This is a genomic window from Mesorhizobium sp. M7A.F.Ca.CA.001.04.2.1 (assembly GCF_003998485.1).
GTDB lineage: Bacteria > Pseudomonadota > Alphaproteobacteria > Rhizobiales > Rhizobiaceae > Mesorhizobium > Mesorhizobium ciceri.
This window is the reverse complement of record NZ_RZQT01000048.1, coordinates 11820-26771: the sequence shown is the minus strand read 5'-3', so window position 1 is coordinate 26771 and position 14952 is coordinate 11820. Positions and strand designations below refer to the sequence as shown.

At 64.0% G+C, this 14952-nt stretch carries 13 protein-coding genes; 2 read left to right on the top strand and 11 right to left on the bottom strand.

Annotated features, from left to right (window positions below):
* The 4 genes from EN955_RS17000 to EN955_RS16985 all read right to left on the bottom strand — a co-directional run bounded on the left by EN955_RS17000 (nt 1) and on the right by EN955_RS16985 (nt 4600).
* Nucleotides 1-1092 carry an ABC transporter ATP-binding protein gene (locus EN955_RS17000; RefSeq protein WP_013530823.1) on the bottom strand — a complete coding sequence of 364 codons (1092 nt, stop codon included), beginning with the start codon at nt 1090-1092 and terminating at the stop codon, nt 1-3.
* Nucleotides 1089-2048 carry a sugar ABC transporter permease gene (locus EN955_RS16995; RefSeq protein WP_013530822.1) on the bottom strand — a complete coding sequence of 320 codons (960 nt, stop codon included), beginning with the start codon at nt 2046-2048 and terminating at the stop codon, nt 1089-1091. The genes EN955_RS17000 and EN955_RS16995 overlap by 4 nt, the downstream gene beginning before the upstream one ends.
* Nucleotides 2045-2905 carry a carbohydrate ABC transporter permease gene (locus EN955_RS16990; RefSeq protein ID WP_024501565.1) on the bottom strand — a complete coding sequence of 287 codons (861 nt, stop codon included), beginning with the start codon at nt 2903-2905 and terminating at the stop codon, nt 2045-2047. The genes EN955_RS16995 and EN955_RS16990 overlap by 4 nt, the downstream gene beginning before the upstream one ends.
* An 81-nt stretch (nt 2906-2986) precedes the next feature.
* Nucleotides 2987-4600 (bottom strand): extracellular solute-binding protein, encoded by a 1614-nt coding sequence (locus EN955_RS16985; RefSeq protein WP_024501566.1) that lies wholly within the window; start codon nt 4598-4600, stop codon nt 2987-2989.
* A gap of 336 nt (nt 4601-4936) precedes the next feature.
* Between EN955_RS16985 and EN955_RS16980 the strand changes: the two genes are divergently transcribed.
* Complete coding sequence (locus EN955_RS16980; RefSeq protein ID WP_024501567.1) at nt 4937-5965, top strand: LacI family DNA-binding transcriptional regulator; 1029 nt, start codon at nt 4937-4939, stop codon at nt 5963-5965.
* 57 nt (nt 5966-6022) lie between these two features.
* Here EN955_RS16980 and EN955_RS16975 read toward each other — a convergent pair whose 3' ends face one another.
* From EN955_RS16975 to EN955_RS16945, 7 genes are all read right to left on the bottom strand, one after another.
* On the bottom strand, nt 6023-7042 hold the full coding sequence (locus EN955_RS16975) for an aliphatic sulfonate ABC transporter substrate-binding protein (RefSeq protein WP_024501568.1): 1020 nt from the start codon (nt 7040-7042) through the stop codon (nt 6023-6025).
* 36 nt (nt 7043-7078) lie between these two features.
* Nucleotides 7079-7975 (bottom strand): ABC transporter permease, encoded by an 897-nt coding sequence (locus tag EN955_RS16970; RefSeq protein WP_024501569.1) that lies wholly within the window; start codon nt 7973-7975, stop codon nt 7079-7081.
* Between the two features lie 12 nt (nt 7976-7987).
* The gene (locus EN955_RS16965; RefSeq protein ID WP_024501570.1) at nt 7988-8824 is read right to left on the bottom strand and encodes an ABC transporter ATP-binding protein; all 837 of its coding nucleotides are present in this window, start codon (nt 8822-8824) and stop codon (nt 7988-7990) included.
* A 17-nt stretch (nt 8825-8841) separates the two neighbouring features.
* Nucleotides 8842-9168, bottom strand: coding sequence for a ferredoxin family protein (locus EN955_RS16960; protein WP_013530816.1), 327 nt, complete (start codon nt 9166-9168; stop codon nt 8842-8844).
* Entirely contained in the window at nt 9165-10790 is a 1626-nt protein-coding gene (locus EN955_RS16955; protein ID WP_024501571.1) for an FAD-binding protein, read from the bottom strand. The genes EN955_RS16960 and EN955_RS16955 overlap by 4 nt, the downstream gene beginning before the upstream one ends.
* Before the next feature lie 31 nt (nt 10791-10821).
* Nucleotides 10822-11418, bottom strand: a complete 597-nt coding sequence (locus EN955_RS16950; protein WP_024501572.1) for a thioredoxin family protein — start codon at nt 11416-11418, stop codon at nt 10822-10824.
* A gap of 280 nt (nt 11419-11698) precedes the next feature.
* Nucleotides 11699-12643, bottom strand: coding sequence for an ABC transporter substrate-binding protein (locus tag EN955_RS16945; RefSeq protein WP_024501573.1), 945 nt, complete (start codon nt 12641-12643; stop codon nt 11699-11701).
* Between the two features lie 180 nt (nt 12644-12823).
* Here EN955_RS16945 and EN955_RS16940 point away from each other — a divergent pair, with 180 nt between their 5' ends.
* Nucleotides 12824-14950 (top strand): TonB-dependent hemoglobin/transferrin/lactoferrin family receptor, encoded by a 2127-nt coding sequence (locus EN955_RS16940; RefSeq protein WP_032898597.1) that lies wholly within the window; start codon nt 12824-12826, stop codon nt 14948-14950.
* Nucleotides 14951-14952: the final 2 nt, after the last annotated feature.

The window sequence follows — 14952 nt, the reverse complement described above, 5'->3', positions numbered from 1 at the left end:
TCAACCTGCCTTCATCGCAAGGCCGGTAGCGGCGTCGAAAACGCGCACTGACGACGTAGTGGGAGCGACGACAGCGGTATCGCCGATAGCCAGCCCGACATCATTGTCGAACACCGTTTTCACAGCCGCCTCGCCCTGGCCGAGATGAACGATGGTGCGCGCACCGATCCGTTCGACAAAGGTCACCGGCATTGCGAGGCCCTGCCCATTCTGCACCAACGTCGCCTGTTCAGGCCGGAATCCGTAAAGCACCTCGCCGCGTGCACCACGCATGGCCGCTGCGAGTTCGCCCGCCAGCGGCGGCGTGACGCCCAACGGTCCGAGATCGACGACCAGTCCGCGGTCGCTCTCCGCCGGCCTGCCCTTGAGCAGATTCATGCCCGGCGCACCGATAAAGCGGGCGACGAAGACATTGGCTGGATCGTTGTAGACCTCGAGCGGCGTGCCGACCTGCTGCAAAACCCCATGATCCATGACCGCGATGCGGTCGGCCATGGTCATCGCCTCGAGCTGGTCGTGGGTGACATAGACCATGGTCTGGCGGAACTGCCGCTGCAGCTGCTTCAGTTCGGTGCGCATGACGGCCCGGAAAGCGGCGTCGACATTGGACAGCGGCTCGTCGAGCAGGAAGATCGCCGGCTCCATGATCGCCGAGCGGCCGATCGCCACCCGTTGCAATATGTTGACCGACAGCTTGTCGGCCTTGCGGTCGAGCAGCGGCGAAAGCTGCAGCATCTCGGCGATGGCGCCGACGCGACGGTCGATCTCGGCTTTCGCGGCACCTCGCATTTTTGGTCCATAGGCAAGGTTCTGGCGCACCGTCATATGCGTGAAGATGGCGTAGTTCTGGAACACGAAGCCGACGCCACGCCGGCCCATCGGCACGCCGGCCATGTCGCGGTCGCCAAACAGGATCTTGCCGCCGGTCGGTTCTTCCATGCCGGCGATCATGTTCATCGTCGTCGACTTGCCGCAGCCCGACGGGCCGAGCAGCGCCATGAACTCGCCATCTGATATTGCCAGGTCCATGGTCTTCAGCGCGGTGAAGTCGCCGAATTTCTTGACCAGGTTTTGCAGGTGGATGGCGCTCATGCCGGAACCTCGCGTGCCCGCGCCATGCGCTTCATGGCAAACACCGCGACGATCGACAGCACGACCAAAATGGCCAGCGCGATCGCCGCCACATAGCCCCAGATCAGGTCCTGCGTGGTGAGCTTGTAGATGTAGACCGAGATGGTTTCGGTAGCGACGCCTGGACCGCCGCCGGTCATGATGTAGAGCGTGTCGAAGATCTTGAAGTTCTCGATCACCCGGATCGCCAACGCGATGATGATGATCGTCTTCATCTTCGGCAGCACGATGGTGACGAAGCGCTGCCACGGATTGGCGCCGAGCAGCGTCGCCGCCTTGATCTGGTCCTCCGGCACGCCGACCAGGCCGGCAAGCAGGATGAGGAACATCAGCGGCGTCCATTGCCAGATGTCGGCGACCATCACCGCGATCAGCGCCAGTGTCGGATCCGACAGCCAGGCGATGGTGACCGGAGATCCGGTGAGCGCCGACAAGATGTCGTTCACCGGGCCGCCGGACTGGAACAGCATGAAGAACATGTAGCCGGCCACGGCAGGCACCACCATCATCGGCATCAGCAGGATCGAATAGAAGACGCGCTTGCCCGGGAAATCGTCGGCAAACAGTGTCGCCAGCGCCAGCCCAAGCAGGAATTCCGCCGGCACGCAGACGATCATGACGATGGCCGTACGCTTCAGCGCGCTCCAGAAGCGCGCGTCGGCGGCGAGATCGGTGTAGTTGGCAAAGCTGTTCCACATCGACCAGGCGTTCCACCAGCCGGTGCCCGACAGGGGCGACCAGTCGGTGACGCTGATGTAGAGCTGCATCAACAGCGGGAAGGCCGAGATGAACAGCACCAGGATCTGCGCAGGCAATGTCAGCCGGAAACCCAGCCTTGCGCCCTCATCGCGCGAAACCGGCTTTGCTCCGACGGCTTTCACCTCATCCTTGGAAGTCATGACAGTCACCGCGCTCATTGCTTGAGCGCCCCGAATGTCAACCCGCGCACCAGATGGCGTTGGATGGCGATGCCCATGATGACCGGCGGCACGGCCGCGATCAGCCCAAGCGCTGCCTTGGCGCCATAGAGCTGCCCGGTCATCGAGGAAGAAAGAGAGGCCATGTAGACCGGGATGGTCACCCATTCGCGCGTCGTCAGAAGCAGCGCGATCAGATAGTCCGACCAGTTGAGGATGAAGACGAAGAGCGCGGCACTGGCCAGCGGCGCGCGCATCATCGGCAGCGTGATGCGCGTGAAGACGCGCAGCCGCGAACAGCCTTCGACAAGCGCCGCCTCCTCGATCTCACGCGGCATGTCGTCGAAGAAGGTCTTCATCAGCCAGAAGGCGAACGGCAAGGTGACGATGCCGTAGATCAGCGCCAGGCCCCACCAGCTATCGGTGAAGTTGAGGAAAGCCCACATGATCATCACCGGGATCATGACCGCCATCGGCGGAAAGATCCTGAGTTGGATCAGCGCCAGCGGCAGGTTCTGGCCGGAGCCGAAACGCGAGAGCCCATAAGCCGCCGCAGTGCCCGCCGACATGGCGATCACCGTGCCGAAAACCGCCGACAGCAGCGATGCGAGGATCGGCTTCAGCGCGGTACGGTCGAGCGCGACGATCAAATTGTTGGTCGACTCGCCGAAGACGAAACGAAAATTGCTGAGCGTCGGGTTCTTCGGCCACCAGGTCAGGTCGGCGCCGGTCGCCGACCATTCGGCGATCGGCTTGAACGCCATCGATACCATCCACAGGATCGGCACCAGCGTCACCGCCATGGCCGCGAAGATCGCGGCATAGCGGAATATCAGGAAAGGAACGGAACGCTTCATCTGGCGGCTTTGCTGGTGGCGTTGTGGGCGGAGGGGAAAAGCAGGCTCCTCCCCTCCTTCGATGTGATCCAGGGAGATGGATCAGACGATCGGGTCGAGAACTGTCGGCCAGGCCTCCTTGTTGGTCTTGATGGCTTCGAGCAGTTTGTCCTCGCCGGTGCGCCGCACGATCTTCTTCCACTCCGCCTCCGTATCGGCCATCGCCTGCTCCGATGTCTTGGCCTTGGTCAGCGCCGCCATGAGGTTCTCGTCGAGCGCATTGTGGAAGGCTGTCGCGCCGGGATAGTTGATGGTCGGCACGGTGCGCGCCACCGTCTCGCGCACGACGTCCATGTGGTAGGCATGATAGGTCTGGCGCACCAGCGGATCGGAGAAGTCCGAAAGCCGGAACGGGTCCAGATAACCGCCGGGATTGGCACTCATCCAGGCGTAAATACGGGCCGAGCCCAGCCATTGCAGCAGGAGATAGGCAACCTCCTGGTTCTTCGACTGCGACGAAACCATGCCGGTCAGCGAGAACCACAGCACGGAGCGGCTGATCAGCTTGGAGTCGATCTCGCGGCCTGGCGGCAGCATCGAGCCGATCTTGCCGGTGACGGCTGAGTCCTTGTTGCCGGCATTGTCGAGGAATTTCGGCAGGTTGGAGAAGGCGCAGGTCATCGCCGCACCACCCTTGGCGAAGTTGCCGTATTGCTCCGGCCAGCCCCAGGAGATCGCATCCGGCGAGTGATGCGCGAGCGAAGCGACATATTCGTTGGTGGCGGCGATGCCTTGCTCGGAATTGATCATCGGCTTGCCGTCATCGCCAAACAGGAATTGGTTGGGCGAAGCCATCGAGACATAGCGCTGGTACCAGTTGGTGTAGCCCCAGCCCTGGTTGCGCAGGTCGGTCGAGCCGAACAGGCCCTTGTCCGGACGCTGGAAGAAGGCGGCGATGTCGCCATGCTGCTTCCAGGTCTTCGGCGGCGCCAGATCGTAGCCGTATTTGTCCTTGAAGGCCTTCTTCTCGGCTTCGTCGCCGAACAGGTCGGTGCGGTAGACCCAGGTCTGGAAGTCGCCGTCCAGCGATACGCCATAGTTGGAGCCGCGGTATTTGTTGAGCAGCGACACGCCCTTGGCGCCGTTGACATAGCCGCTGACGGGATCGTCCCATTCGGGCTTGTGCTGCGCGACAAAGTCATCGAGCTTGGCGATGCCGCCGGTTTCGGCGAGGTCGCCGAGGCGGTTCCATTCGGTCGAATAGATGTCGTAGGTCCCACCCTTGGTGGAGATGTCCTGCATCGTCTTGGTGAATTCCTGGCCGTTCGGCAAACCGACGATTTCGATCGCGATGCCGGTTTCCTTTTCCCACAGCTCCTTGATCGACGGCGCACCGGCCGGGAACGGCTGCGTGAGCTGGCCGATCGAGCCGTCGGACAGGCCGAGCACGATCTTGGCGGGCGCCTTGCCGGCGCCCTTCAGCGCCTTGGCCGCCTCGATGGCGCGGCCTTCCGGCGTGTCGGCGCCATACTGGTAGCGCTCGGCTCCATCGAAGCCCGTCGGGCCGCCGATCATGCCTGGCGCCAGCGCGTCGGCCGCATAGGCGCGGCCGGGACGAATGAATTGGGGTGCGATACCAGCGGCGGCCATGATCACAGCCGCCTTTCCTCCGGATGCCAGCAGCCGGCGCCGCGAGATGCGGATCAAGTCAGACATTGAAACTCCTCCCTCAGGGCCACGTTTCCTCCACGGCCCTTATGAGGGATATTGACGGCAGCATGGCAAGGCTGTCAACATCATAAATAATCAAAACACCTCACAACATCGCAATAGGGCAAGGAAATGCACAAAAACGGGATCCATGCATCATGCCGGGTGCTTCAATTTGAGGGCACACGACCCTTCCCGGCCCTGCGCAGCCCTGCCGGACCATTTGATTTAGCGCGGCGGCTTGCGCATGGGCTAAGGGCGGATACATCATTTCCCATCAGAATCGCCGATGGCGGGGAAGCCGTCACCAGCCGATCTGACGCATGCAGGAGATGAAAGACGGTGCGTTCCACCCTGACTGACATAGCCCGGGAAGCCGGCGTCTCGGCCGCCACCGTCGACCGCGTGCTCAACAACCGACCCGGCGTGCGGGCGCGCACGCGCGAAATCGTGCTCGAAATGGCGCAGCGCCTCGGCTACATCGCCGAAGGCCCGAACGGCGCGCCGCCACGGCCCTCGCCTGGCGAGGTCATCCGGCTCGACTTCGCGCTGCCGGCCGGCACCAATTCCTTCATCAAGATGCTGCACCGGCACATCGAGGCACAGGCTCTGGCGCGGCCCGACCTCGATGTCCATATCGCCACCATCGAGGGCTTCAATCCTGACCGGCTCGCCCGCCTGCTGCAGGACCTGCGCGGACAGACGCAAGGCGTCGGCGTTATAGCGCTCGACCATCCGACGGTGCGCGAAGCGATCCGATCCCTGTCGGCCAACGATATCAAGGTGGTGACCATCGCCTCCGACATCCTGCATGTGCCCAGGGTCGCCTATATCGGCATCGACAACCGCGCCGCCGGGCGGCTGGCCGGCTATCTGCTCAACCGCTTCATGGGATCGGGGCATCCGGGCAAGGTGGCGCTGTTCGCCGGCTCGCTGTCCTATCGCGGCCACGAAGAACGCGAGATGGGGTTCCGCCACGTCCTGACCGAGGAATCACCCAACCTGCAGATCGTCGAGATGCGCGAAATGCTCGACGACCGCGAGAAGGCCTATTCGGAGGCATCGGCCCTGCTGGAACGGCACCCCGACCTTGCCGCGATCTACAATGTCGGCGCCGGCAACACCGGCATCGCCCGCGCGCTCAAGGAGCACGGCCGCGCCCAGTCCATGGTCTTCCTCGGCCACGAGGTGACGGACGGCACCAAGGACCTTCTGCTCGACGGCACGCTCGACGCGGTCATCGACCAGAACCCGCGCGTCGAAGCCCGCGAAGCGCTCAACACTTTGACCCATGCGGTCCGGGGATTGCCCTATGAACTGCACCAGCCAAGGCTGCAGGTGATCTTCAAGGAGAACATCCCAGAGATTTGACGGACCAGACGAACGGGGCAGCGCGGTAAAGCGCCCGCCCCGCTCGATGCTTCCAGTCTATTGGACGGCAGCGACTTCAGCCGCGGCGCCATCGACAAAGCTCTTGTCGACCCATTTTCCGTAATCGATCGAGCCCTTCAGGAGCCCGGCGCTGGCCATGAATTTCTCCTCGCCCTGCAAGGCGGCGATCGCGTCGTCGGTGAGTTTCGGATCCTGGTGGAACACCCCGTCGGCATAGGTCTTGCGGACGGATTTCTCCGACGACTTGGTCGCCTCCACAAACGTCTTGATCGTCTCGTCCGGATGAGCGTCGGCCCAACGCGAAATCTCGATGTCGACCTTCAGCAGCCGCTTGACCAGATCGGGATATTTCGCCGCGAAGGCGCCGTTGACCGAGATGACGTTCGGCACGTTCCATTCCGGATGGGTGCTGGTGTCGAACAGCACCCGCGCCTCGCCGGTGTCGACCAGCTTGGCCGCCGTCGAATCCGTCTCGACAATGGCGTCGATATCGCCGCGCAGCAGCGCCGGGCCGGATGCCTCGAAAGGCAGGTTCAGACCTTCGACGTCATTGGTGGTCAGGCCGACGCTGTTCAGTGCCTTGCTGAAGTTCGAATGCCGCACCGTTCCGGTGAGATAGGCGACCTTCTTGCCCCTGAGATCCTGCAGCGTCTTCAACGGCGAGTCGGTTTTGACGACGATGTAGGAACCGCCGGCCTTCACATAGCTCGACAGGCCGATCAGCTTGACGTCGGCGCCGGACGCAGCAACGCGCAGCGCCGGATTGTTGCCGGTATAGGTGAACTCGATGGCGCCGGTCGCCAATGCCGTCGTGGCTTCCGAGCCGCCGTTGAAGGTCACCAGTTCGACCTTGATGCCGTCCTTGGCGAATTCCTTGTCCCACCAGCCGTCCTTCTGGGCGAGGATGAATTTGAGGTGCCCCGGCGCCGTGCTGCCGATGCGGATGATGTCAGGCTTGTCCTGTGCGAAGGCAGGCATGCCGCCAAGGCCGATGACGACGGCAATGGCGCCCTTCAGCAGCAGCCGGCGAATTGCGTCGAATGGAATGTTGGGCATGGGAAAATCCTTCCTGTTTGGAATGAATGGGGCCGCTTAAATGAGCGAGGTCTCGGACTGGCCCTTCCAGGCTGTTGCCCAGCGCTCGAACCAGACGAGCAGGTAATTGACGGTCAGGCCGATGACGGTCAGCGTCAGGATGCCGGCATACATGTCGGCCGTTTCCATCATCAGCTGCGAATTCTGGATGAGGAAACCGAGGCCGGATTTGGCCGCCAGCATCTCGGCGCCGATGACCGCGAACAGCGAGGATTTCACCGCCAGCCGAGCGCCGGCGACGATCGAGGGAATGCTGGCCGGCAGGATGACTTTCCGGAACAGGTCGAAGTCGGACGTGCCCATCGAGCGCGCCGCCTTGATGAGCAGCGGATCGACCGACTTGACGCCGCTGATCGTGTTGACGAGGAGAAAGAAAACCGAGGAGTAGAAGGTGATCGCCACCTTCGATTCCTCGCCGATGCCGAGCAGCAGGATGAACACCGGCAGCAGTGCGAATTGCGAGGTGTTGCGCAGCGTCTGCACCAAAAGGTCGGAAACCTTCTCGAACAGCGAATAGCGCCCCATCAACAGACCGAGCGGGATGGCCACCACCACGCCGAGTGCGAAGCCGATCGCAGCGCGCTGCAGGCTTATGCCGATATGCTCGATCAGCACGCCCGAGGCGAGCAGCGCCCACCAGGCGACCAGCACCTCGCTCAGCGGCGGAAAGAAGATCCGGTTCAGCCAGCCGAGCCGGGGCGCGATCTCCCACAGCAGGAAGAACAGGCCGAGCAGCGGCAAGCCATAGAGGAATGTGCCGCGGCTCGCTTTCTTGCTCCGGATCTTGGCGTTGGCCTTGATGGCGGGGACCCTGGCGGCGGCGACCGTTTCGCCAGCGCCGGCAAACAGGTGGAGCGCTCCAGCGGAGCCAAACTTCTCGGTCAGATAGGCCATGGGTCCAGTTCCTCAGTGACTGAAGGCTGGCGACAGAGTCCAGTCCTTCTGCGCCTTGTTGACCTCGTCGCGCAGCACGTCCCAGACGCGAGCGCGATATAGATTGAATTCGGCGCTGGCGCGGATGTCGCCGTCGCGCGGCCGTGGCAGGTCGATATCGATGATCTCCTTCACCGCGCCCGGCCGCGCCGTCATCACCACCACCCGGTCGGCGAGGAAGATCGCCTCGTCGATCGAGTGGGTGACGAAAATGACAGTCGTGTTGATCTTGCCCCAGATCCGCAGCAGCTCGCCTTGCAGAAGCTCGCGCGTCTGCTGGTCGAGCGCCGCGAACGGCTCATCCATCAGCAACACTTCCGGGTTGCTGGCCAGCGCACGCGCGATCGCCACACGCTGCTGCATGCCGCCGGACAGCTGGTTGGGAAAACGGTCCTCGAAGCCGGCAAGGCCGAACAGCGACAACAGATGGCGGGCCGTCGCCGTGCGCTCAGCCTTGGCCACGCCGCGCACTTCCAGCGCATATTCGATGTTGGCGAGCGCCGTGCGCCAGGGAAACAGCGCATATTGCTGGAAGACATAGCCGGTCTTCGGGTCGGGCCTGGTGATGCGCCGGCCATCGAGCTTGACGTCGCCGCCGGTCGCCTGCGTCAGCCCGCCAATGATGTCGAGCAGCACCGACTTGCCCGAGCCGCTGGGGCCGACCAGCGTGATGAACTCGCCCTTGCGGATCGAGAGGTCAACGCCATCGAGCACGATGACGCGGTCGGTCGCCTCGCCATCGACGGTGACGAACTGCCCCGGCTTGAGCTGGAAGGTCTTGCTGATGTCGCTGACGACGATACGGTCCATATCTGTCTCCGATCGGTTCACTGCGCCACGCGGATGCGGTGCGTCGGGTCGAATTCCGAGCCGCCGGCCTTGCCGCGCTTCCAGCCGAGCGCGCGGGCATAGGAGCCAAACAGCTGTCGGGCGTCGGCCTGAGCTTCCGTGATGCCGGTCGGCCCTTCGGCGAACTCGGCCACATAGAGCGCGTCGGTCGGGCAGTAGATTTCGCACAGGAAGCAGGTCTGGCAGTCCTCCTGGCGGGCGATCACTGGCACGCCGCTCTCGGTCGCGTCGAAGACGTTGGCCGGGCACACCTTGACGCAGATGTCGCATTCGACACAGCGCGTGGCCGAGACGATCTCGATCATGACGCCAGCTCCGCCAGCCGCTCAGGCGCGCCTGCGATGCGGAACGCATCCACACCGGTGATGACCAGCCGGTGCGCGAAGGCCGGGCTCTTGCCCGGCAAATCGGTGCGGCGATGCATACCGCGGCTCTCGGTGCGGTGCAGCGCTGCGGCCACGGACCAGCGCCCGGCGGCGGCGATCGAAGCTGCCTCTCGGGTACGGACCCTATCCAGCCCGTCGCCTTGCAGATGGTCGCGCACGTCGCGCCAGACACTCTCCAACCGCTCGCCGCTTTTCTCCAGGCCTTCGCCGGTGCGGAAGAAATTCTTGTCGAGCGGCGTCACCTCACTGCGCACCGCCTCGATGACTTCGCCTGCCGAGATGTCGACGCGCGGCGATGATGCAGGACGTAATCCAGCCTGGCCAAGCGACTGCACCTCAGTGCGGAATGCCTTGCCGGTCCGGCGCTTGGCATGGGTCGAAGCGCCCTTGCCCGCCCACCAGCCGCTGGCCAGCGCCCAGGACGAATTGACGGCGCCGCCGCCCGACACCGCACCGGTCATGATCTCGCGGCTGGCCGCGTCGCCGGCGACATAGAGGCCGGGTACGCCGGTGGCGCAATCGTCGGAGACGATGTCTATGCCGCCCGTGCCGCGCACCGTGCCTTCGGCGCGCAGGGTGATGCGGAACAGCTCGCTGAAAGGGTCGATGCCGGCGCGGTCATAGGGCACGAAGCAATTCGGCTGGCCCTGGCGCAGCCAGCCCTGCAGCGCTGGTTCGGCCTGATCGAGCCGCGCGTAGACCGGGCCGTCGATCAGCGCGCGCGCCACTTCCTCCTCGCGGTCGCCGATGCCGTTGCGCAACGGCTCGCCGGTCGGCCCGACGATCGGTGAGCCATCTTCGCGATGGAACGACGCCCAGCGGAACGGCAGCCCCTTGTTCAACGAGGAGCCGTAGGGCGCCAGCGTGTATTTGCCGGTGAACTCCATGCCCGACAGGCTGGCGCCGGCCTCCGCCGCCATCAGATAGCCGTCGCCGGTCAGCCCGGTCGCGCCGAGGATGCGCTCGCGGAAAGCGCAGCCACCGGTCGCCAGCACCACCGCGTTGGCGTCGACGCGCCAATCCTGGCCGATCTGCCTGGCGACACCGGCGGCGCCGACGATGGCATCGCCGTCCGACAAAAGTTCGAGCGCGGGATGATGGTCGAGGACGGTGACGCCGGCCAAAAGCACGCGGCGGCGCATGAAGCGCATGTAGTCCGGGCCGCGCAGATTGGCGATGTAGAGCCGGCCGTCATCCTCGCTCGGGAAGGGATAGCCCCATTCGGAGAGCCTGAGCAGGTTGCGGTAGGCGGTGTCAACGCAGCGCAGCATCCAGCGCGGGTCGGCGAGTTCGCCGGTGCGCTGCCAGCGTCGCTCGACCACGGCATGCCTGTTGTCGCCCGGCGGCACGCACCAGGTGCCGGTGTTGGACGGCGCGGTGGCGCCGCTGGTGCCGAGATAGCCCTTGTCGGCCAGCACCACCTTGGCGCCGGCCTCGGCCGCGGCGACTGCTGCCCAAGCTGCCGACGGACCGCCGCCCAGCACCAGCACGTCGGCCTGGAGCAGCAAGCTGTCGGAAGCGGATTTTTGCGGCTTGGGCATGGAGACCTGGCGAATAAAGTCGAAGCAGGCGCTAGGCCGCGCGGGCCGCGCTGGAAGACCACACCGGCTCGTTGCCCGCGCTCCACTTGATGTTGCAGCCGATCGACGGCGCCTGGCTGGCAGTGGGCCTGCCGCCCTCCAGCACCGTATCGACCGCCGCGCGCAGATCGGCACCCGTCACCGGCTTGCCGTTGCCCGGCCGCGCATCGTCGAACTGGCCGTGATAGGCGAGCCGCCGGTCAGTGCCGAACAGGAAGAAGTCGGGCGTGCAAGCCGCGCCATAGGCTTTCGCCGTCTGCTGCGACGCATCCTTGAGATAGGGGAAGGAATAGCCGAATTTTTCGGCCTCCTCGCCGATATGGGCGAGCCTCTCCTCCGGATGCGCCTCGTGGTCGTTGGCGTTGATCGCCACCACCTGCAGCCCCTTGCCCGCATAATCCCTGGCGAAAGCGGCAAGCTGCTCGCGGATCAGCACGACGAACGGGCAGCGGTTGGAGATGAAAGCGACGAGCAAGGCCGGCTTGGCGTCGAAATCGGCAAGGCGGTGCAGCACACCTTGCGCGTCGGGCAGCAGGAAGTCGGCGGCCCTGGTGCCGAGGTCGACCGGATTGGACTCTGTTTTCGGCATCGATGCGCTCCCTTGTGCAACCATTTTCACAGGCCAAGATGCGAGCGCTCCGAGCGTTTGCAGTTAGTCTATGAATTTAGTATAATTATAGGCTGGAGAGCGCATTCACGGTCAACCGCGCGGCTTAGAATATCGTGCCAATGTTTCAGGCCGAGCCGCCAAGTTTGTTCGGGCGGAAGCCGATCCGGAGAAATCCGGACGGACAGCATTTATGAAGCGCAACGGGGTTCGGCGACGAAATTGTACTGCCCAGCCGAACCGTCTTGCGATTTTCGCGACATCATTCCCCTTCCGGATAGAGCGCTTTCGCCAGGTCGCGGATCGCATCCGATGTGCGCGGGCCGAAGCCGATCATGTAGGCGCCGTCGAGCACGACCAGCGCCTTGTTGGCTGCCGCCGGCGTTGCCGCCAGCGCGCGGTTGCCGAACACCAGCTCGGCCGACGGCCCGCCCTTGCCGTCGCCCATCATCAGGATGACGTCAGGCGCCATCTCGATCAGTTTTTCCTCCGACGCCGCCTTGTAGCCCTGTACGATGTCCATAGGGTTGAGGCCGCCGGCATAGCGGATGATGGCGTCGGCAGAAGTACCCGCGCCGGCAGCGCTCAGACGTACCAGGCCATGGAAGAACACCACCTTCTTGCGCCGCTCCGGCGGAATTTGCGACGCCAGATCCGCGGCAGCCTGAAAGGCGGTGAGCACCTCGGCGGAAACCGCCTTGCCCTTGTCCTCGAGCCCAAGGCTGGCGGCGATCAACGTGATCTTGTGCTCGATGCCTTGCGGGCTATTGTCCTGCGGGACCAAGACGATCGGGATTGCCAGCGACTTCAGCACCTCGACCGCTTCAGGAGGCCCGCTGTCTTCTGCGGCCAGGATCAGGTCGGGACGCAGGCTGGCCAGCCCCTCGACCGAAAGCTGGCGGCGGTAGCCGACATTGGGTTTTTGCGCGACTTCAGGCGGATATTTGCTGCCGCGATCGATAGCGACGATTCGCCCGCCGGCGCCCAGCGCGTGGACGATCTCGGTGACGTCGGAACCGAGCGTCACGATCCGGGTCGCCGCGCCCGGCACGACGGTTCGCCCCAGCGCATCGACAACGGTCTCGGCGGCCAGCGCCTTGAAGCCGCAGGAAGGCACCAGCACCGACAGTGCCAGAAGCAGCACCGCCGCGATCCTGCCCGGTTGCGACCAGTGGATCGTCTTGCCTTCGCCTAAACTGCCGACCATGCCGCTGTTCCCGTGCCAGATGCTTCTCGAGGATGGTCGGCTATAAATTTAAAGTTGACTTATGTCATCATGTTTTAATATGTGACCCGTGCCCTGACCTGCCTGGTCGAGGGATTTTCAATAATGCCAGCCAAGGCCGCTCAGCCACCGCCAGCAGTTTTGCTTTTGCTTGGGGGCTGCATGACAACGACAACAAACACGACATTGATGGCGAGCACGGCGCTCGCCTTCGTGCTCGGCCTCTGCGCCGTGCCTCTTGCCAGCGCGCAGGAACAGGACCGGGAGAAAAAGGCCGCCGCCAAGACCGGCCGCCTGGCGCCGGCCAGTGTCGCGCAGAACCAGCCGGCGACGATGCTCGACGTGATCACCATCTCGGCAACGATGATCAAAACGGCGGTGATCGAATCGATGGCCGCCATCAGCGCCGTCGATCAGGACGAACTCGACCGCATCCAGCCCGACACAGCCGCCGACATCTTCCGCACCACACCGGGCGTCGCTGCCTCGATGAATGGCGACGATCCCGCAACCGCCATCAACATCCGCGGCCTGGAGCAATATGGCCGCGTCGTCGTCACCCTCGACGGCGCCCGCCAGGACTACTGGCGCGTCGGTCATGGCTCTGGCTCGTTCTATGTCGAACCCGACCTGATCAAGGAAGCCACCGTCATTCGCGGTCCGGTCTCGAATGCCTATGGTTCCGGCGGCATCGGCGGCGTCGTCTCCTTCGAGACCAAGGATGCCGGCGATTTCCTCAAGAAGGATGAGCGCTGGGCGCTGAGCGAGAAGCTCGGCTACGAGGACAATGGCGACGGCTTCACCACCAGCACCACCGGTGCCTACCGCTTCAGCGACGATGCCGATATCATCGGCAACCTCATCTACCGCGACCGCGACAGCTACACCGATGGCAATGGCGACACCGTGCCATGGGCCGGCGAGCGGGTGACCAGCGGCTATCTGAAGGCGACGTTGCGGCCGGCCGATGGCCATGAGCTGAAGCTCGGCGCCATCCTGCAGCGCTACAACGACCAGATCACCGGATCGAGCGGCTCGACCTCGCCGACCCTGAGCCGCTATGACACCGACACCACCAACCAGACCTACACCGCCGCTTACACCTGGAAGCCCGACGACAACGCGCTGATCGACTTCAGCGCCAATGCCTATCACAACCGCACCCGCGCCGAGCAGACTCAGGTCTGGCCGACCTCGGCGATCGGCAATTTCCGCTTCTACGACGTGGCCACGACAGGTTTCAATGTGAAGAACTCCTCGCGGTTCGACGTCTGGGGACTAGCACATACGCTGACCTACGGACTCGACTACTACTATCTCGAGGCCTCCTCGGAAGCGGCGCATTTCGGCGCTGGCCAACAGCAGGGCTATGGCGGCTTCCTGCAGTGGCAGGGCGATTACGGGGACTGGCTGCAGGTCATCGCGGCGATGCGCTATGACGGCTACCAGCTCGATGGCGAGACGCGCATCCCGTCACCGCAGGAAGCCTCGATCTTCGGCGATCGTTGGTCGCCGCGCCTCACCGTCGGCGTCACGCCATTCGATGGCTTCCAGCTCTATGGCACCTATTCCGAAGGCTACCGGGCGCCGGGTCTGCAGGATGTCTTCCGTGGCGGCGGCGCGCATGGCGGCGGTGATACATATCGGCCCAATCTTCTGCTGCAGCCCGAGACGGCAAAGAACTGGGAGGCCGGCGTCAACGTGAAATATGACGATGTGCTGACGGCGGGTGATCGGCTGCGCGCCAAGGTCAACGTTTTCCACACTGACGTCGAGGACTACATCGACGTCGACCTCACCGTGCTGCCGCGCACGGCAATCAACATCGGCGACGCACGCCTGAAGGGCGTAGAGGCCGAGATGGTTTATGATTATGGCTGGGGTTTCGTGAACTTCTCCGGCGCGCTGATCGATGCCAAGGTCGTCAGCGGCGTCTATTCCGGCCAGGCGTTGAACAACACGCCGCTCGACCGCTTCTCGGCCATGATCGGCTTCCGCATGCTGGAGGACCAGCTCACCGTCGGCGCGCAATATCTCAGCGTCGGCAAGATCACCCGCACCAGCCGCACCAATCCCAACGCCGTGCCGGTCGTCGATGACGGTTTCGATCTGGTCAATGTCTTCGCCAACTGGCGCGTCAACGACAACCTCAAGCTCGATTTCGGCGTCGATAACATATTCAACACCGCCTACACCGATCCGCAAAGCGCATGGTCGACCTCGGCGGCAACAGAACAGGGCAAGGGCCGCACCTTCAAGGTGGCCCTCACCGGCAGGATCGGAGGCTGACA